This is a genomic window from Candidatus Desulfosporosinus nitrosoreducens, assembly GCF_030954495.1.
Lineage (GTDB): Bacteria > Bacillota > Desulfitobacteriia > Desulfitobacteriales > Desulfitobacteriaceae > Desulfosporosinus > Desulfosporosinus nitrosoreducens.
In genome coordinates, this window is record NZ_JAVHUW010000073.1 from 12,961 (window position 1) to 32,169 (window position 19,209).

Genomic DNA, 19,209 nt, shown 5'->3' on the forward strand with positions numbered 1-19,209 from the left:
TTACTTTTGTTTCCTAACGATGATCTTCCCGTTCCAACAGCAGGACATCTTCCTCGGAATCAACCTCAAGCAAACGGACCGCAACAATTTCTCGTCGCGATGTAGGCAGGTTCTTGCCGACAAAGTCCGCTCGGATAGGCAGTTCCCGATGTCCACGATCAACCAGAACGGCAAGCTGGATGCGCTCAGGTCTTCCCAAGTCCATCGTCGCATCTAAGGCGGCGCGGGCTGTCCGCCCGGTGTAAAGGACATCATCGATAAGAATAACCGTTTTTCCTTCGATGCTAACCGGGACATCAGTTTCATGAACAACCGGTTGAACATCAATGGTACTCAAATCGTCCCGGTAAAGCGTAATATCCAAGATTCCCAGCGGAAGCTCCGCTCCTTCAAATTCTTTGATATACTGCTGAATCCGCTCAGCCAGCGGCACACCTCGCCGCCGGATTCCCACTAAGACCAGCTTATCGGTTCCTTTATTTTTCTCTACGATTTCATGGGCGATTCGGCTCAGTGCCCGGCGAATCCCGTCGGCATCTAAAATCTTGCTTTTAACCGTTCCCTCCAAAGCAACAATCTCCCTTCCTCATAGGCAGTACAAGAATAAATAAGACCGTCCCAACAGCAGACAGTCCTCCCTCAACTTCCGTCTGCCTTTCCAAGCCTCACAGGACTTCATTTAAAGGCCATTTAACTGTCATTAAGTTTACTTTAGCTTAGACTAAATGTCAATGACAAGCGATAAGCAAATTCAGCGAACCACCAGTGCGGTGCCGAGGACAAACTAAGAAATCTCTTCCCTCAGCTTCTTAATTACTTGGGCAAATCCTTCCGGGACAGGAGCGTCAAATCTCATTAAATCCCCGCTGCGCGGATGAAAAAAACCCAAGTGAGCCGCATGCAGCATTTGCCCTTTAAGTCCGAAGCGATTTTTCGAAGGTCCATAGACAGGGTCCCCCAAAATCGGGTGCCGCAAATAATTCATATGAACGCGAATCTGATGAGTCCTTCCCGTTTCGAGATGCACTTCCAGATAAGTCATATCCTTAAAACGCTCCAAAACAGTATAATGAGTCACAGCCGTTTTGGAATGCTGCATAACCACAGCCATCCGTTTGCGATCCGCCGGGTCACGTCCGATGGGAGCATCCACCGTACCCGAGGGTTCCGCTATCACTCCGTGAACCACCGCTAAATACTTTCTTTCCATGCTATGTACTTTCAATTGGGCAGCCAGGTTTTGATGGGCATCATCATTTTTAGCTACCACCAAAATGCCCGAAGTATCTTTATCAATGCGATGGACAATTCCGGGGCGCAAAACTCCGTTAATACCGGAAAGATTTTGACAATGATACAGCAAAGCATTGACAAGAGTCCCTGTCCAGGCACCCGGTGCCGGGTGCACGACCATGCCCTGAGCTTTATTCACAACCAAAACATCTTGATCCTCATAAAGAATTGCCAACGGAATATTTTCCGGTTCGGCTGCAGCCGGACGCGGCATAGGGATTGTCACTACAATCCGGTCACCCTCACGGACTTTATAATTGCTTTTTTTTATAAGCCCGTTGACTTTAACCTGCCCAGCGGCGATGAGATCTTGCACAAAAGACCGGCTTTTGTCTAAAACACCCGTCACTCCAACATCCAGTCTTAATCCCGCGGCAAGGCCGAATTCCCAAACCTCCGGCTGAGGGGAGTCCTCTGAACCCGTGGAGTTCATTTTCTCTTCAGAGAAGCCATCATTAAATTCGTCAAATTCAAGATCTTCCGGCTCAGACCCAAATATCTTTTCCACTTCCACACCCTCAACTATTTCCGCTTTCTCCTTGTCAGGTTATCCTATTCCTGAGTATTTGCAGTTTTCGGCTCGTCTTCCCGTTTCTTGCGCACCTTTTCATCCCAATATAAACGCAGCATGAGCAGCCCAACCCCGATTACAATCATACTGTCGGCAAAGTTAAAAACATACGGCCAAATCTGGAAGTCAAGATAATCGACAACCTTGCCGGACATCAGACGGTCATAGAGATTCCCGAGAGCTCCTCCTCCAATCATCCCAATAGCCAAACGCGCTAAAACTTCCTTCTTGGGAATACGGAATTGACCATAAATAACCCCTCCTACCACCAAAAGGGCGGTAACAACAAAAACCCAGGTTCGACCGGCCATCAAGCCGAAGGCCGCTCCCGGGTTAAGTACAAACGTTAAATGAAATACTTTAGGGATGACCTTCAGCGATTCGCCTGGAACAAAATTTGTTTGAATCAGCACTTTTAGCAAGCGATCGACAGCCCATACCCCGATCATGGCCAGCCACACTAACAAACGTTTAACCCCCCTGTTTTTTCTCATCTTAACACAGGGCTTAAACGAGAGCAAATTATTCCTTGGTCCTTTTTAGGTACGACCGTGATCCTGACTATAATGGATAGTGTTGCCGCGACCCTCCGGCTCTCTGGCTGTCTCAAGGGTTTCGACAGATTGGACAGCCCCGATCACCTCGTCCGAATCCTCGTAGAGGTCATTAGGATCGGATATGTCCCTATTTGTTCCCAGATCCTGAAGGGAATCCGCTGTCCCGTAACGGGCTACAGCCTGCCAAGCATCTTCACCATCAAATTCAACCCGATCCAGTCCATCGTTAAAGGTGCGGGCAAAAGGACGGTTAAGAAGCTCATCTTCCACAGGTTCGCGGTGCAAGGAGTGCTGCTCCTCCTGTTCTTCCTCTTGGCTGCAGCGAGTACAAACCGTAGTATATGGCACCAGTTCCAGGCGTTCATAAGGGATCTCTTGCCCACAGTGCTCACAAACCCCGTACTTTCCCTTTTCAAAACGCTCTAAGGCGGCATCAATCGCTTCAATTCTATGCAGCGAGCGATCATGGTAAGCAATATCCTGAGAACGTTGGTAGACCTCCGTGCCAATGTCGGCAGGATGATTATCCGCCACAGACAGTTCACCTAAAGACTCCCGCATGTCTCCGTTGATAAACTCTGTTGCAGTCTCCATCAAGCTTTGCTTTTCTGCTCGCAGGGCTTCAATCAATTTTATATAACGAGATCCATTGTTCATCTCGTCACCCCTTTCTGATGGTTTGACATTAGTGTTCCCACGCGCTAACTATTTACGCAAGAAATCCATCAACAGCAATTTCTTATGCTGAGTTGATAGTTTGTCTGGTATTAAAACCCTCTTAAGTAAATCTCCCTAAACGTATTTCTGAAAAAATTTAGGACCTGTGGAATTATTCCACAAGTCCCAAGCAATCCGCTAACTTTAATTGACTTCCCCGGCAGCATACCGGAAGAGCCCCCGTTTTCCTAATCCAAAAGAACTTCCAACTGCAGGCCATTGGACAGACTGAAAGCATTCCCTTCATCCGTATCAATATGCATATCCAAGGCATAACTTGAACTGACACGAATCAGAACATGCTCAAGAATTCCGCCTCGCACACCAGGGACAACAACCCGCACATGGTCACCATCCTTTAAAGAATGTTTTGCCGCATCCTCAGGAGTCATGTGAATGTGGCGGGCGGCAATAATGACGCCTTCATCCAAATGGACTTTCCCTTGCGGACCCTCCACATCAAGTCCGGGTGTACCGTCGATTTTTCCTGAATCGCGCACGGGAGGTTTAACTCCCAATTTAAAGGTATCTGTCGCCGCCAGTTCAACTTGCGAAGCCTTTCTCGCCGGTCCCAAAACACGAACTCCAGGCATGGAGCCTTTCGGCCCAATTAATGTCACAATTTCCTCACAAGCAAATTGGCCTGGTTGGCTCAGGTCTTTCGTTTTTGTCAGCGTATGCCCTGCTCCAAAAAGCTCTTCGATATGCTGTTGGGACAAATGAATATGCCGGTTAGAAATACCAACTGGAACCATAAAACTAGCCATTGAACTTATCACCCTCCATAGTCTACTACCCAATAAAGAAAACTCAGCTTATGCCGATCTTACCTGAGCGGAAGCCACCAGTTGACCTTATGCCAATAGTATACTCCTATTTAGAGCAAAACACATGAACTTCGGGCGATAAATTCTTAAGTTGTAATTTTTATAATCTTTATAATTTTAAAACCCTTTTCTCAAACTACCGCTTTTTCGTCCAGCCGTCAGATAAGTACTTAGAACTTGTCTCCGGCATTAAAGATTTCTCCTCAGCCGTCAATTGACTGGGGATGAGCTCAATTCCCATCACTGAACAAAATCCCCGGCAAATTTCCCGCTCCAATTCCTCGCGCTCAATAGGCCGGGGCCAAACCCCATCCAAAGCGCAAGCTTTGGCTTTAAAGCCTTGCAATAAACGTTCCCGCATCTCTTGAGTAGGGAACTTCAGAAGTCGAAAGAGAAGATCGGCATCAAAGTGGAGAAGGATAGACCCGTGCTGCAAAAGCATCCCCTCTTTCCGCATCTGAGCACTCCCCACCAATTTACGGCCCTGCACGACAAGCTCATACCACGAAGGCGCATCGAAACAAGCAGCGGTGCCTGTTGCTTTACCTAGTCCGCCGAGAGACATCTCCGCCGGAATCCCCAGCGCTTGAAACCCTGCAACCAAAGCTTTGCTGATCTTTAAATAGGATTCCGTCACAGTCCCCGAGACTTGGGGATCTTGTTCCGGGGCAATGACACTATAAGTCAGCTCGTATTGATGCAAGACTGCCCTCCCCCCTGTTGGCCGGCGGACAATGTCAATCCCTTCCGCCCGGCAAGCCTCTTCATTAACCTCTTTATCATAGCTTTGAGCATAACCCAGGGATAAGGTTGCCGGATGCCAGCCATAAAAGCGGAGAACGGGCTGAGGGGCCGGAGCTTGAGCCATAGTTTTCAACAACACTTCATCAATTGCCATATTCTCAGCTCCCTTAAATACGGCATAAGGTAAATAGCGCCAGCTTGTCATAGAATCACCCTTTCCTTTCATCTTTTGTTAAATCCAAGCCTTCAAGCACTTGGGCCCAGGCCTTTTTAGTTTCTTCCTCCGTCAGCGGTAAAGGATAATTGTATAAATCCTCTCCGGGAATTTCGTTGTAATAAGGGCGATTACAGCCTGTACAGCCCGAGGTTTGAAAAGGTATCCCTCCGCGTTGTTGTTGAAGCTCAGCCACAGGAATTCCAAAGCTTGTTAAGCGGCCATTACCATTAGCAAAGCCAAAACTTTCGCACCGCGCCAAGCCCTGCTTAATTAAATCATGCGCCACCTGAATCCGGCGGTAATGACTCATTTCAGGTTGGCTTACTTTTTCCATCTTTGTTCCTTTCACCGGCGTAAAAGCGAACAAAGCTACGGTCACTCCCCGGTCATATAAAGTCTGAAGGCAGCGGACCATTTCCTCTTCATTTTCCCCTAAACCAACAATGAGATGAGTTGCCATACGGCCGGGAAACATCTCGGCGGACTTACAGAGCAGGTCCATCCGTTCCTGCCAGGACCCATCTTTACTTAGGGCATAAACTTGAGGAGTCGCCGCATCCAAGGCAATGCTGACATGATCAACTCCCAGTTCCAGAAACTCCCTGACCTCGTCAAGAGTTCGCGGACCGGCAGAAACACAGATTGGCAAAGGGTTTGCGGCTTTGACCTCTTTAACCAGACTCTTCACTTCCTCCAAAGCCGCCCTATCCTGAACGACTTGGAAGCAAACCCGCTGTAACCTGTTGTCAGCTTTAGAGGCAACCAGACTTTGCAGCAAGACATCCGTGCTGAAATCAGGCCAGCTCACCCGGGAGAGGAGGTCTGCACGAGCCCCGCTTTCCCGGGCCTGAGCACAAAAAGCGCAATTAAAACGGCACCGTTCTCCGACCATCAGGTAAGCTGTTGTTGGCAAGGCATCCACTTTAACCTTTTTTAAACCTAAGACTTTGGCTGTGCCTAAAGAACATCGAATCACAGCGCACAACACTCCTCTCCGCGAACAATTTTCAGGCGCAATTCCTCGGCTTTGCGGCGCGCCCCCGGGGTAGGCATGACTAAATGGTTCAGTCCCAAGGCGACGGCAGCTTCATCCAGACTCTGGCGGTATCTGCCTTTAGGACGCATACATCCTAAGAATAAAGGGATCTTGGGAAACCGGATTCTGGCTGAAGCCAAAAAGCGGACAACCTCTTCGACAGGCAACGGTTGCCGGTCGGCGTATTTTGTTCCGGGCGTGGGAATAAAGACATTAAAAACTATGCCCTCAGCCTTCATATCGTCAAGAGCCTCCAAAGCCGCCGCTTCTCCGCTCCACTCGCCCCCTTTCAAGCCCAAAGTCAGATGCGGCATAACCGGCAGAATTTCACGCAGGGCGAGAAAAACCCGCCGGTAATCTTCCGGTCCGCGCTCTAAGCCATAAACTTCCCGAATCGTTTCCCGGTCCGCCACAAAATCAAAGGAAACGACATCTGCCAGGTTTTTTAAAAAAGGGATTTCGCCGTTGTCCAATAGGCCTACGTGAAAATTCAAGCGGATGTCCCGCTTAAGGTCACGCAAAAATTCCAGATGCTCCAGAAAAGGAACCTTTCCTTCCGGTGTGCACCCCCCACTAACGAGCGCGCTGCGAAACGGGTAGCGGTCATTAAGAGCTCCGTGGATTTGTATCTCTTCGATGCTCCGCATTCCTTTCAGATAATGCCCGCCGCAATGAGCACAATTGAGAGCACAGGAGCGGCCCGTGAGCGTGATGCTCTCTGTTTGAGTCGGATAATCAAAATAGATCACGTTCTCAAAATTTGCCTGACGTACTTCCCAGGCCTGCCGAATCAAACTTGGGACATCATATTGTTCCATCTCTACTTCCTCGCTTACTTGGAAAAAAGCCGCCCGAAACGAGCGGCATTTTGCAATATCTTTGTATCGGGCATTCTTGGCTTCTCTAACTACTTCTTGCGATAACGCAGATCCGGTTTTCGCACCGCACCCACTTCATCCAGGCGGGTAATCAGAGTCGTATGCGGGGCATTTTTAACCATATCCGCATCTTCTTGGGCTTCCCGGGCGATGTTGATGAGAGCCTGAGCAAATTCGTCGAGCGTCTCGGCACTCTCTGTTTCCGTGGGCTCAATCATCATGGCCTCTTCGACGATCATCGGGAAATAAATTGTCGGCGGGTGATAGCCATAATCCAGCAAGCGCTTGGCAATATCCAGAGTATGCACGCCTGTGGACTTCAAAGTCTTCGGCGTAATCACAAATTCATGCTTGCAGATTCGATCAAAGGGCAGGAAATAATGGTCTTTAAGCACGCTCATCAAATAATTGGCGTTAAGCACAGCATTTTCCGACGCCGCCTTGAGCCCTTCTCCACCCAATCCCCGAATATAAGCATAAGCCTTAACCAGAACAGAAAAATTAGCATAAAAAGAGCGAACCCGGCCAATCGAAAGAGGCAAATTATCCTCCAGCTTAAAGGTCCCATCCTCATTTTGCACTACAATCGGTTTCGGCAGGAAAGGCAAAAGGAACTCTTTAACTCCCACGGGACCGGCACCAGGCCCGCCTCCCCCGTGAGGTGTGGAAAAGGTTTTATGCAAATTAAGGTGAACCACATCAAAACCCATGTCGCCGGGACGGGCTATTCCCATAATCGCGTTTGTGTTCGCTCCGTCATAATACAATAGCCCTCCGACCTCGTGAACCAGCCGCGTGATTTCCAAAATGTTTTCATCGAAAAGTCCGACTGTGTTCGGATTCGTTAACATCAGAGCGGCGACCTCATCGCTGAGAACCTTTCTTAAAGCCTCGATATCCACCCCGCCGCGCTCCGTGGAGGGCACCTGAATAATATCATAGCCAACCATTGCCGCTGTCGCCGGGTTTGTACCGTGAGCCGAATCCGGAACAATGACTTTCGTCCGTTTCGTGTCTTTGCGATGCTGATGATAGGCTCTGATAATCAGCATTCCTGTCATTTCCCCGTGCGCACCGGCCGCCGGCTGGAGGGTAAAGCCATCCATTCCTGACAGTTCACAGAGATCCTGCTGCAGTTCGGCCATGAGCTGCAGTGCTCCCTGCGTCAAAGCTTCCGGCTGGTAAGGATGGAGAGAGGCAAAGCCCGGCAGGCGTGCCAGGGTTTCGTTAACCTTGGGATTATACTTCATTGTACATGATCCTAAAGGATAAAATCCAGTATCTACCCCATGATTAAAGGTAGAGAGCCGCGTGAAGTGGCGAACAACATCAACTTCAGATAATTCCGGAAGCTGGGGCTCTTGCTGGGTAAGCATATGCTCAGGAATCAGCATCTCCACAGGAACTTCCGGAACACCACATTTGGGCAAAGTCACCGCATTGCGGCCGCCGGCACTGAGTTCAAAAATCAACGGTTCTAACGATTTCATTGGATTTCCCCCAATCTGGCCACAAGCCGGTCAATCTCCGCTTTAGACTTGGTCTCAGTCACGCAGAAAAGAAGATGATGGTCAAGTTCAGGATAGAATCTTGCCAAATCAAGTCCGCCGATAATTCGATCTTTTAACAGGGATTCGTTTATTTTTGAAGGTTCAAGCGTTGTCTTTACCACAAACTCATGGAAGAAGGGCTGCGAGAAAGCTAAGCTCATACCGGGGATTTTGGCAATCTCCCGAGCCGCATAATGAGCGTTTTGTAAATTAAGATAGGCTAATTCCGTCAGCCCTGTTCTTCCCAAGGCACTCAAATGCATCGTAAAGGCCAAGGCACAGAGAGCTTCATTGGAGCAAATATTGGAAGTGGCTTTTTCTCTGCGGATATGCTGTTCGCGAGCTTGGAGAGTTAAAACATATCCTTTTTTTCCATTTTTATCGCTGGTCGCTCCGACGATCCTGCCCGGCATTCTGCGGACATATTTGTCCCGACAAGCTAAGAACCCTAAATACGGACCTCCAAAATTAAGAGGATTCCCAAAGACTTGACCTTCACCAACTACTATATCCGCGCCGCATTCTCCCGGAGTCTTCAACAGCCCGAGAGAGACCGGGTTGACGGCCATCACCATCAGGGCCCCTTGGGCATGAACGGCTAAAGTAATTTCCTCCGCTTCTCCGATATTGCCAAAAAAGTTAGGAGTTTGCACAAGCACACCCGCGATGCCCTCGCGCAGCTGAGCCTCTAAAGCTGCCATATCGGTCATACCGTCTTTAAAAGGAATTTCAATAAGCTCCACCCCGCGCGGCGGCAAATAGGTTTTTAAAACCTCACGATATTCCGGATGTACAGTTTGCATCACGAGCACTTTATTCCGGCGTGTGGCATCACAGGCCATGAGAGCCGCTTCAGCCAAAGCGGAGGCCCCGTCATACATTGAAGCATTGGCAACGTCCATTCCCGTTATTTCACAGACCAGAGTTTGGTACTCGTAAATCGCTTGCAGAGTTCCCTGACTGATTTCCGGCTGATAAGGAGTATAGGCGGTATAAAACTCCGAACGCAGCAACAACTGATCCACGAAACTGGGAATATAATGTTCGTAAGCCCCTGCACCTAAAAAAGAGGTGTACTCTTCAACCGTCTTATTCTGATTAGCCAATCCCTTGACATGTTTGACCAGTTCCTGTTCAGACATTCCCCCGCGAATGTCCAGCGATCGATTTAAGCGAACCTCTTTAGGCACATCGGCAAAAAGATCTTCCATAGCCTTAACCCCGATACGGGCTAAGAGTCGCTCTTTTTGGCTGTCCGTATTCGGTACGAAGTTCATTCTAATGCTCCTCCTCTGCCAAGAACGATTCATATTCGGCAGCCGTCATCAGACTATCCAGGGGCGACAAATCCTCCGCTTCAACTTTTATAAGCCAGCCCTCACCATAGGGATCGCTGTTGAGTAAATCCGGCGAATCCATCAGTGAAGTATTTACTTCCACAACCTTGCCGCTGACCGAAGCCGTAATATCCGAAACGGCCTTGACCGATTCAACCGTTCCGTAGGCTTGCCCCGCTGTAACTGTTGCGCCTTCTTCAGGAAGTTCAACAAAAACAACATCGCCGAGACTTTCTTGGGCATGGTCGGTGATCCCGAAAGTCACTATCTTGCCCTCCACCTTTATATACTCATGTTCTTTGTTATACTTTAATTCTACTGGATTCATGATATCGCCCTCCTCAAATTTTTCTTATTTTGCCCTATAAAACTGTGTGACATCCCTTACTCCCCAAAGCTACTCATCCTGAGGAGCTCCGCCCGTTTTCTGCCTGCTGGAATGAACCTTCACTTTAACTCCGTTTATAAAATAGGCTGGGAATAACCTTCGCCTGAACGGCCTTGCCGCGAATCATAACATCCAGTTCCTGGCCCAAAACCGCTAAATCAGCTCGGACAAGACCAAGAGCTATATTTTTGTCCAAAGTTGGCGAGTAAGAACCCGAAGTAACGAATCCAATTTCCTGTCCATCCTTTTGCAAAGGATAATGAGACCGGGCAATTCCTCGTCCGATCATTTCCAGGCCTACGAGTTTGCGCGGAATTCCCTGTTCTTTTTGCTTGACCAGAGCGTCCTTGCCAACAAAATCCTCTTTATCTAATTTGACAAAAATACCGAGTCCTGCTTCCATGGGAGTAATGGCTGCTCCTAACTCATTGCCGTAGAGCGGAAGACGGGCTTCAAACCTCAGGGTATCACGAGCGCCCAAGCCAATGGGCTGTATTCCTTCCGCCGAGCCGGTCTCTAGAATTTTCCGCCAAAGTTGTCTCCCAAACTGCGGGGAAACGTAAATTTCAAAACCGTCTTCCCCTGTGTACCCTGTGCGGGAAATAAGGCTTTTAACGCCTTCAATCTCCCCGTAAGTAAAGGTGTAGTATTTCAGAGCCGACAGGTCCGTATTGGTCAGTTGTTGCAGGATTTTTTCCGCTTGCGGCCCTTGCAAGGCGAGTTGGGCATATTGGTCGGAGATATTCTCCACAACAACCTCAAAATTTTGAACTTGTTCAAGCATCCAGGCAAAATCCTTATCCGTATTCGAAGCATTGACAACAAGCAGGAAATGGTCCGGGCTATGCCGATAAACCAGCAAATCGTCGACAATTCCGCCATCCGGGTAACACATCGGCGAATAAAGGATCTTACCGTCCTCAAGTTTAGCCACATCATTGGTTATCAGCCTCTGAACAAAAGCTAAAGCATCCTTGCCCCGGACATCAACCTCACCCATATGCGAGACATCAAAAAGTCCCGCATTTTTTCGCACAGCATGATGTTCTTCGATCACCCCGCTATACTGTACAGGCATTTCCCAGCCGCCAAAGTCAATCAGTTTGGCCTTAGCTGCTTGATGCTCTTCGTAAAGTGGAGTTCGCTTCAGTTCCACCATCTCGACACCTCCTCAAATTTTTGACATAGTCTTAGTATTTCCTCAAAAACCGAAACAAACTATCCCGTAAAAAAATTTAGCGATCCCCTACTGCGGAAAGTATTTATTAACGAGGCTACACTTTTCCTCAGCATAAAAAAGGACAGAGAAGTTATGCTTTCGCACCTTCTCTGTCCTTGAACCTGAGAGATTCGCCGTTTGCGGCTTCCCCTTTGGTGTTCCCTTTGAGAGAAACTCTCCAGAGTATCGTCTACTGGCCGTACCTTTGCCTGAGAGTTTCCCCTCCTGAGAAGCGACTTCAAGAGATTTTCTCCTTCGGCGTCTGGATTTCCAGATCTCTCCTGCCAGTATCATCCGATTACTATTGTTATTGTTGTATACTATACTATGCCATTTCTCTCAATTAGTCTATACCCTTTTCAAGGGTTTGACTGATTTTTTTCAATTTTATACTACTTGATTCGACAAACCTCCACCCATTCTTTGGCAAGGCTAAACCCAAGTCCCCTGTTATTCGCTATACTGCTCAATCACCGAACTGCAACGCGGGCAGATTGTCGGGAATTTCTCATTTTTTCCGACGTCCTCATGGAACATCCAACAACGCTCGCACTTTTGCCCTTTCGCCGGTTCAACCAAAATTCCCAAGCCTTCGTGCACCTCGGCTTGCTGTACCCCTTCCGGCCTTTTTTCCTGAGGCTCATGAACTGTCAGCTCAGAGACAATGAAAATTTCCGCAAGATTCGGGACTCGCTGTAAAAAAGCATACTGTTCTGCAGTGGGATAAAGACTGACATGAGCCGTCAAGGTATGATTAATCGTCTTTTCCTGACGCGCTTTTTCCAGCACCTTAGAAACATCTGTCCGCAATTCGAGGATCTGATCCCAGAGATCGGCTAATCTCTCATCCAGCCACTCCGGATTAACTTCAGGCATTTCGGCCATTTGAACATTTTCTTCCGCCTTTTTACCGGGAATGTAAGGCCAGATTTCTTCCGTCATGAAAGATAAGACCGGCGCCAGGAGACGAACAAGGGCGTTCAGAACCTCGTACAACACCGTTTGGGCAGAACGGCGAAGCAGAGAATTCTTCCCTTCCACATAAAGCCTATCTTTGACGATATCAAGATAAATAGCGCTTAACTCAATGGTGCAGAAATTGTGAATCGTGTGGTAGACCCAGTGAAATTCATAGGAATCATACCCCAATAACACCCGCTCGATAACTTTAGAAAGCTTAAGCAAGGCCCAGCGATCAATCTCCTGAAGCTCTTGGTAGTTTACTTTGTCCTTCTCCGGATCGAAGTCATTCAAATTACTCAGCAAGAAGCGAAGGGTATTGCGGATTTTGCGATAAGCCTCGGACATTTGCTTCATGATACGAGGAGAAGCCGCCACATCGTTCTTATAATCCACAGAACTGACCCATAAGCGGAGGATATCCGCTCCTAATTCTTGAACAACTTTCAGGGGATCGACGCCATTGCCCAGGGATTTAGACATTTTGCGTCCTTGCTCATCAACCACAAAGCCATGAGTTAAGACACTCCGGTAAGGAGCCTGGCCAAAGGCAGCCACCGCCGTGGAAAGGGAAGAATTAAACCAACCGCGGTGTTGATCCGAGCCTTCCAAATATAGGTCCGCAGGCCAAGCTAATTCTTCACGTTGCTTCAAGACACCGGCATGACTCGTGCCCGAATCAAACCAAACATCCATGATATCCGTCTCTTTACGGAATTTAGTACTGCCGCAGGAACAGGCAATCCCTTCGGGCAGCAATTCTTCAGCTTCACGGGCAAACCAGGAATCCGAGCCTTCACGGCGGAATATTTCTTGGACTTGAGCAATCGTCTGTTCGTTTACCAGGACCTTCCCGCAATCCTCGCAATAGAAAATAGGAATCGGGACCCCCCAGGTTCTTTGTCTTGAAATACACCAGTCTCCCCGGTCCGCGATCATGTTGAAAATCCTGTCTCTGCCCCAGGCGGGAATCCAGCGCACTTTCTCAATCTCGTTCAAAGCCTCCTGACGGAAACCGTCGATCGAGGCAAACCATTGTTCTGTCGCTCGAAAAATAATCGGACTCTTACATCTCCAACAATGGGGATAACTATGCTCTATCGTTTCCTCCAGGACCAGGTCCCCCGTTTTTTGAAGATCCGCAACAATCAGCGGATTGGCCTTATCGGTTTTGAGACCTGCATAGGCTCCTGCCTCAGCGGTAAATTTTCCGCGGTGATCGACGGGACATAATACTGGTAAACCGTACTTCTTCCCGACGAGAAAATCGTCTTCACCATGTCCGGGAGCGGTGTGAACACAACCTGTCCCTGCTTCTAAAGTCACATGTTCTCCGCAAATGATCACAGAGTCGCGATCCATAAGGGGATTTCGGCAAACTATTCCTTCCAGCTCTTTGCCTGAAAGTGTCTTTTCCACAGGCAGCTCCAGGTTCCACAAAGAACGCAGGGATTCAAGCATCCCTTCGGCCACAACCCAATGTTCATTCTTCACCGCGACAACGGCATAGGTTAATTCCGGGTGAACACTGATTGCCAGGTTGGCAGGCAAGGTCCAGGGGGTTGTGGTCCAGATCACCACGTAGGAATTCTCTGCCGCGAGGACATTCTGGCCGTTCTTAACGGCGAATTTAACGTAAATAGCTGTTGCCGGCTTATTGGCATATTCGATCTCCGCTTCCGCTAAAGCCGTTTCACAGGAAGGGCACCAATAAACAGGTTTCATACCTTTATAAATATAGCCCTTCGTCGTCATTTTGCCAAAAATCCCAATCTGCGCAGCCTCATATTCCTTTTTGAGGGTTAAATAAGGGTGTTCCCAATCTCCGCGTACACCCAGCCGCTTGAATTGTTCCCGTTGTATGCCGACATATTTCTCGGCATAAGCCTTACATTGCTGCCGAAATTCAAGCGCCGACACGGCATGACGGTTAACTCCCAACTTTTTAATAACTTGTTGTTCGATTGGCAGACCGTGTGTGTCCCACCCCGGCACATAAGGTGCATCATAGTTCATCATGGTCTTGTATTTTACGATAATATCCTTAAGAACTTTGTTGATGGCATGACCGAGGTGTATATCTCCATTAGCGTAAGGCGGCCCATCATGAAGAATAAACTTTGGGCGTCCAGCACGTGCGCGCTGTACCTTTTCATACAAGTTTTGCTCTGCCCAGGATTTCAAGATTTCCGGTTCCCTTTGGGGCAGGTTCCCCCGCATCGGAAAGTCTGTTTCCGGCAAATTTAATGTTTCCCGATAGTCCATGAATATTTCCTCCTTATTAATCTCCAACCTCAGCGGATGGTCAAAAACAGCCTAAATAACTAAAATCCCGCCCCTCTATAAAGGGACGAGATCACTCGCATACCACCCTTGTCGCTATTAAAAAGCCACTCGGAAGTCTTTTAACGGTGACCAACCGTAAGAAACTTACTGAAAACCTTCAGTTCTTCACTCCAAGGGGATCTTCTTTGCCTTTCCTCACGGGCTCACACCATTTCCCGTTCGCTGTTGAGGGGATCAGACAAAAACAGTCCTTGTCAACGCTTTCCTCAAGTATTATAACTATTATTCCAATATAACTTAAAAATTAGTCCTTTAAAATAACTTTGCGCAAAATCGTTACTAATTTCGCTTTTCCTTCCAAGTCGATGGGATCTACCATCCAAAGACACAAAAAGGAGATTTTTCGCCCTCTCCACTCCTGCACCAACGGCTCCATCTGTTCTTTAGAAAGATATAAATGGGTTGACTCCTGAGCGGGAGTTAAGCTAACTACAACACAACGCTGCTCGATGCCGTCCATGACCTGAAAGGCACGATCAAGCAAATCGTCACTCCCGGTCATCAAAACATCCCCCGGACGAAAATGATGGCTCGCCTCGGCAAGACCGACACAAAAGATTTTTAAATCCTTAGCTTCTAAAGGGAGATCGTCAAGGGTCGGCGAGAGCTGAATCTCTTGTCCTCCGACTTTCCCAGTAAAAACCTGCTTCTCATCCTCGTGCAGTCCAAAACCTTGAACGAGAAAGTCGGGAGATATCTCGCTAATTAATCTATTCATCGGTGACAATCCTTCTCTTTCCAAGTTCTCTTTAGAACATTTTACCACGAAACCGGACGGATTCGCAACAACCGGCAAGCTCAGTCCTTCTAGGCTATCACTTCATTCCGATCCTGCATCGTTTCCAAATCAAGATGGGAGAGCAAAAATGACTTAAGTTGAGTTCGAATCAAGTCACGCTTGCGGATCAGCTCTTGAATTTCCCCTTGTATTTCTTCCCATTTTTGCTGAGCTTCAGACACCTTGACCAACTTTTCCTGTTCAGCCTCTCTCAGCAATAATTCAGCCTCATGACGAGCGGCCTGCTTCACCTCTTCCGCCGTTTGTTGGGCCAAAATTAAAGTCTGCTGCAGAGTGTTCTCAATTTGACGGAAATGACTGATTTCAGCTTCCAAAGCTTTGGTCTTCTCGCGCAGTTCGAAATTCTCTGCATAAGCGGATTCAAATTCTTGACTCACAGTTTCCAGAAACTTCTCTACTTCCCCACATTGATACCCCCGGATTCCCTTGCCGAATTCTTTATTGCGTATATCAAGAGGAGTCATTTGCATCATAGTTCCCTCCTAACGGCGTTGTGACTTATAAAGTACAAGTTGCCAGGCAATTCGTTCTTTGCGCGTGGAAATACACTCTAAAAGTTTAATACGTCCATAGCCTCGGCAGGAAATTGTTTCCCCGGGTTGTGGTTTAATATCCGCTTTGTTAACGGCTAAACCCTCACGCCGCACCTTGCCTTGAACTATCCATTCCTGAGCCAATGTCCTCGAAACCCCAAAAGCGTGGGCAAGCAAGGCGTCCAGGCGTGATGAGCTTACCGTAACCCTCTTCTCTACTCCCAAATCGGGCTGAATATCCGGCGTCTCCTGACAAAATAAGACTTCGATTTTTTCCCGCCCAACCATTTTCCATTGATTTATTAAAAATGAAGCAATCTCGGAGGAAGCCGCAAGATATTGTTGACCGTTCTGACCGGCCCGGATATCTCCCAGCACATCCCGTTTGCAGCCAAGGCCAATCAGTGAACCCAAAATCTGGCGGTGTTCCAGTTGGGCACGAGGGTCTAGCGGACGCACTTTCAGAATCGCTAAATTCACATCCTGAAAGCTCAAGTCTGCTCCTTTAGGCCCCATGACAATTCGGACGCGTTCTGCGTCAGGAAACCCACCTTCAGCTAAAAAAGCCAGCTGCTCTCGGCGCAGAATAACCTCCGCCCAATCCCGCAGCGCAAAGCTCAAAAAAGAAGTGACCAATTTAGAGTTTTCTCTGCGCACTAAGTCAATTTGGTCTAAAAGATGGGCAGCTTCCAAACGCACCTCTTTTTCGCTCCAATAGCCAAGTACACTGCGATCTATAGAACGTTTCATTTATTAAAACAGCCTCGCATAATAAAATAGCCTCATAATTAGTGACTGAATTAAGCTTAGGACAACAATAGCGATCAAGGGAGAAAAATCCAGTCCCATGGCCGCGCCTATGCGGAAGCGTTGAAAAGGCTTTAACAGAGGATCGGTCACATCATAAAGAAGCGTAAGCAATTGATTTGGCCTTAATTGAGGTACGAAAGACAGGATGGCTCGAATAATGATCGCCAAAATCAAGATTGATATTACTTTGTCAATAATCTGAGCGATTAGAGATATCAAATCAGAATCCCTCCTACTTTGGCCAGAACAAACCTTTAACTTTCAGTTCATCGCGCATCTCCCCGGAAATGTCCACATTGTTGGGTACAAATAAGAAAATTCCATTCCCGACTTTCTGCATGTTGCCATTCAAAGCATAGGTTGTCCCGCTAATAAAGTCGACAATACGTTTCGCCAGGAGTTTCTCGGCATTTTCTAAATTAACGATGACCGGACGGCGAGATTTTAATTGATCGGCGATGTTTTGAGCTTCCTCAAACGTGTTCGGCTCCATCACTACTACTCGCATTTGTTTTTGAGTATGGATACTGACAACAGGGGCATTTTTGCGGCTGGTACGCACCTCATCCTGAGCCGCCTTTTCTTTTTCATTCTCCTCAAAAACCTCTTCTTCAGGCTCGTCATCAGCAAATCCCATGATTCCAATCATCTTGTCTATCAATTTTGCCATGGTTTATCCCCTTCCTTTACACCTTATTGCTCTCTTACCCACGTTCACCAAAAATCTCACGTCCTACACGGACAAAAGTTGCACCTTCTTCAATTGCAACTTCAAAGTCTCGGCTCATACCCATTGAGAGCTCCTGTAAATCTACGCCAACCCATTTTCGTGACAGCAAAGAATCCCGGAGCTTCCGCAGCTGTCGGAAAAACTCTCGAGTTTCCTGTAAACTGGCCTCAAGGGCGCCAATGGTCATGAATCCCCGCACACGAACACAAGAATAATCCCCGATCGAATTCAAAAAATCCGGAACTTCTTCAGGGGCCAGCCCTGCTTTAGCGCTATCGCGGGAAATATTGACCTGGACTAATGTATTCCAAGTCAATCCCCGTCGTTGCCCTTGTTCGTTCAGGGTTTCCAAAAGCGAAAAGCGATCCAACGAATGGATCAGGGCGACCCTGGCATTTAAATATTTAACTTTGTTAGTCTGTAGTCTACCGACAATATGCCACTCACAATCGCTGGGCAGAAGCGGATCTTTCTCCATCCATTCTTGAACTCGATTTTCTGCGAAAGCCCGTTGCCCGGCCAAATAAGCCTCTTGCAAATTTAATACGGGCTGGGTTTTGGAAACTGCCAATAAGCGAACAGCATCCTTATCCCTGTTGCTCCGCTCAACTGCCCGAAGAATTCGCTCACGAACCTCAATTAAACGCTGTTGAATACCCAAGTCCACCATATTCTGAATATCCCCTTCGCAAAGAATTCTACGCCCTTTCCTCCGTTTCCTGCTTATAAAGCTTTTTCCTAGATATTTTTTACCTTGGCGATTAACCCTTCCAGGCCATCCCGGGGATTTGTCACGACAGGGATGCCGTTCGGCAAATTATCGATGCAAGCTTGTTGATCATCCTCGTCGAGTACTTTAACCTTTTTAAAATGCACAACACCTTCATTGACAACAAAAATTCCCAATTCTTCACCCTGAGTCCAAAGAGCACTCTTAGGAACGAGGACCCCGCTGGTCTGGGGAGAATAATTCCAGATCACTTCTTGATGTCTGTTCGACGCCGAACCATCGACATAATGAGGGAACTGAACGACAATGCCCATAGGCTTTTCGGATTTGCGCATAATCTTAGCGTTCATGGTTTGGTTTCCCACCGTCAAGCTAAGGGTTTTACCTCCCGTAAGGTCATCAATGCTTTGTAACTGAAGAAAGGCCATTGTCGGCATGAGGTTATTGACTATTTTGCCCACGACTTCTCCCTCTTGTACTGTTTGACCCGTAGTTTTCACAACGGAAGTTTGAGCGACCAGTTTTTCCAGATCCATGGACATTAGGTTATCGCTCGTCATGATGGTTTCCAGCCCATCGCTTTGATGAAAAAACAGACCGCCCATACCAGCCGTAATGGCTGTATTCGCTGCAGAGCCCTGTTTGCTACCTGGTGCCGCTCCATTTTGCTGCAGCGTGGCAAGAGTTTCTCCTCGCCTAAAGCGCTGACCATCATTCCCTATAAATTGAATCGTTCCAGAGAAGGGAGCAATAACCGGCAGCTCCTGATTGGCATAAGTTGCGGGAACCTTTCGTTCATGGGTAATTGTTCCGGTCTGAGCTACTGCAAATTTGATGTCCCTGACCGCGAAGTTCGAACGATAGGACCAAACGACTCCCCCAACTAAGATAAGCAATAAAACCCCCCAAAACCAATAGTATTTTGGTTTTGTCTTCTTTTTCTTCATGTCACCCTCCCTGGTCCACC

20 protein-coding genes, 1 riboswitch and 1 other annotated feature are annotated in these 19,209 nt (G+C 47.9%); all 20 genes read right to left on the bottom strand.

Going from position 1 to position 19,209, the window contains the following annotated elements; genetic code table 11:
- Nucleotides 1–13 precede the first annotated feature (13 nt).
- The 20 genes from pyrR to REC12_RS21085 all read right to left on the bottom strand — a co-directional run bounded on the left by pyrR (nt 14) and on the right by REC12_RS21085 (nt 19,189).
- Nucleotides 14–568: a bifunctional pyr operon transcriptional regulator/uracil phosphoribosyltransferase PyrR gene (gene pyrR, locus REC12_RS20990; protein ID WP_308897752.1), complete on the bottom strand. Its 555-nt coding sequence runs from the start codon at nt 566–568 to the stop codon at nt 14–16.
- 216 nt (nt 569–784) lie between these two features.
- Nucleotides 785–1,726 carry an RluA family pseudouridine synthase gene (locus REC12_RS20995; RefSeq protein WP_308897913.1) on the bottom strand — a complete coding sequence of 314 codons (942 nt, stop codon included), beginning with the start codon at nt 1,724–1,726 and terminating at the stop codon, nt 785–787.
- A 119-nt stretch (nt 1,727–1,845) separates the two neighbouring features.
- The gene (gene lspA, locus REC12_RS21000; RefSeq protein ID WP_308897753.1) at nt 1,846–2,331 is read right to left on the bottom strand and encodes a signal peptidase II; all 486 of its coding nucleotides are present in this window, start codon (nt 2,329–2,331) and stop codon (nt 1,846–1,848) included.
- A 72-nt stretch (nt 2,332–2,403) separates the two neighbouring features.
- On the bottom strand, nt 2,404–3,078 hold the full coding sequence (locus tag REC12_RS21005) for a TraR/DksA C4-type zinc finger protein (protein ID WP_308897754.1): 675 nt from the start codon (nt 3,076–3,078) through the stop codon (nt 2,404–2,406).
- Nucleotides 3,079–3,326: 248 nt separating this feature from the next.
- Nucleotides 3,327–3,905 carry a phosphate propanoyltransferase gene (pduL, locus tag REC12_RS21010; protein ID WP_308897755.1) on the bottom strand — a complete coding sequence of 193 codons (579 nt, stop codon included), beginning with the start codon at nt 3,903–3,905 and terminating at the stop codon, nt 3,327–3,329.
- A 196-nt stretch (nt 3,906–4,101) separates the two neighbouring features.
- Nucleotides 4,102–4,863 carry a lipoate--protein ligase family protein gene (locus REC12_RS21015; protein WP_308897756.1) on the bottom strand — a complete coding sequence of 254 codons (762 nt, stop codon included), beginning with the start codon at nt 4,861–4,863 and terminating at the stop codon, nt 4,102–4,104.
- Nucleotides 4,864–4,918: 55 nt separating this feature from the next.
- Complete coding sequence (gene lipS2 / locus REC12_RS21020) at nt 4,919–5,902, bottom strand: LipS2 family lipoyl synthase (protein ID WP_308897757.1); 984 nt, start codon at nt 5,900–5,902, stop codon at nt 4,919–4,921.
- Nucleotides 5,899–6,780 (bottom strand): LipS1 family lipoyl synthase, encoded by an 882-nt coding sequence (lipS1, locus tag REC12_RS21025; RefSeq protein ID WP_308897758.1) that lies wholly within the window; start codon nt 6,778–6,780, stop codon nt 5,899–5,901. The genes lipS2 and lipS1 overlap by 4 nt, the downstream gene beginning before the upstream one ends.
- A gap of 89 nt (nt 6,781–6,869) precedes the next feature.
- Complete coding sequence (gcvPB, locus tag REC12_RS21030; RefSeq protein WP_308897759.1) at nt 6,870–8,330, bottom strand: aminomethyl-transferring glycine dehydrogenase subunit GcvPB; 1,461 nt, start codon at nt 8,328–8,330, stop codon at nt 6,870–6,872.
- On the bottom strand, nt 8,327–9,667 hold the full coding sequence (gene gcvPA / locus REC12_RS21035; protein WP_308897761.1) for an aminomethyl-transferring glycine dehydrogenase subunit GcvPA: 1,341 nt from the start codon (nt 9,665–9,667) through the stop codon (nt 8,327–8,329). Before gcvPA ends, gcvPB begins: the two co-directional genes overlap by 4 nt.
- A gap of 1 nt (nt 9,668) precedes the next feature.
- Nucleotides 9,669–10,055: a glycine cleavage system protein GcvH gene (gene gcvH / locus REC12_RS21040; RefSeq protein WP_308897762.1), complete on the bottom strand. Its 387-nt coding sequence runs from the start codon at nt 10,053–10,055 to the stop codon at nt 9,669–9,671.
- A gap of 124 nt (nt 10,056–10,179) precedes the next feature.
- On the bottom strand, nt 10,180–11,274 hold the full coding sequence (gene gcvT / locus REC12_RS21045) for a glycine cleavage system aminomethyltransferase GcvT (protein WP_308897763.1): 1,095 nt from the start codon (nt 11,272–11,274) through the stop codon (nt 10,180–10,182).
- Between the two features lie 247 nt (nt 11,275–11,521).
- A riboswitch (glycine riboswitch) is annotated at nt 11,522–11,628 on the bottom strand.
- Between the two features lie 156 nt (nt 11,629–11,784).
- Nucleotides 11,785–14,559: an isoleucine--tRNA ligase gene (ileS, locus tag REC12_RS21050; protein ID WP_308897764.1), complete on the bottom strand. Its 2,775-nt coding sequence runs from the start codon at nt 14,557–14,559 to the stop codon at nt 11,785–11,787.
- A gap of 78 nt (nt 14,560–14,637) precedes the next feature.
- Nucleotides 14,638–14,847 (bottom strand) — a binding site (T-box leader).
- Nucleotides 14,848–14,884: 37 nt separating this feature from the next.
- Entirely contained in the window at nt 14,885–15,358 is a 474-nt protein-coding gene (locus REC12_RS21055) for a hypothetical protein (protein WP_308897765.1), read from the bottom strand.
- Nucleotides 15,359–15,447: 89 nt separating this feature from the next.
- A complete protein-coding gene (locus REC12_RS21060) occupies nt 15,448–15,909 on the bottom strand; it encodes a DivIVA domain-containing protein (protein ID WP_308897914.1) in 462 nt (153 codons plus the stop codon).
- A gap of 12 nt (nt 15,910–15,921) precedes the next feature.
- On the bottom strand, nt 15,922–16,722 hold the full coding sequence (locus tag REC12_RS21065; protein ID WP_308897766.1) for a YlmH/Sll1252 family protein: 801 nt from the start codon (nt 16,720–16,722) through the stop codon (nt 15,922–15,924).
- 3 nt (nt 16,723–16,725) lie between these two features.
- Nucleotides 16,726–17,001: a YggT family protein gene (locus REC12_RS21070; RefSeq protein ID WP_308897767.1), complete on the bottom strand. Its 276-nt coding sequence runs from the start codon at nt 16,999–17,001 to the stop codon at nt 16,726–16,728.
- Between the two features lie 13 nt (nt 17,002–17,014).
- Nucleotides 17,015–17,452: a cell division protein SepF gene (locus REC12_RS21075; RefSeq protein ID WP_308897769.1), complete on the bottom strand. Its 438-nt coding sequence runs from the start codon at nt 17,450–17,452 to the stop codon at nt 17,015–17,017.
- A 34-nt stretch (nt 17,453–17,486) separates the two neighbouring features.
- Nucleotides 17,487–18,173: a YggS family pyridoxal phosphate-dependent enzyme gene (locus REC12_RS21080; RefSeq protein WP_374214239.1), complete on the bottom strand. Its 687-nt coding sequence runs from the start codon at nt 18,171–18,173 to the stop codon at nt 17,487–17,489.
- A gap of 77 nt (nt 18,174–18,250) precedes the next feature.
- The gene (locus tag REC12_RS21085) at nt 18,251–19,189 is read right to left on the bottom strand and encodes a biotin/lipoyl attachment domain-containing protein (RefSeq protein ID WP_308897771.1); all 939 of its coding nucleotides are present in this window, start codon (nt 19,187–19,189) and stop codon (nt 18,251–18,253) included.
- Nucleotides 19,190–19,209 lie beyond the last annotated feature (20 nt).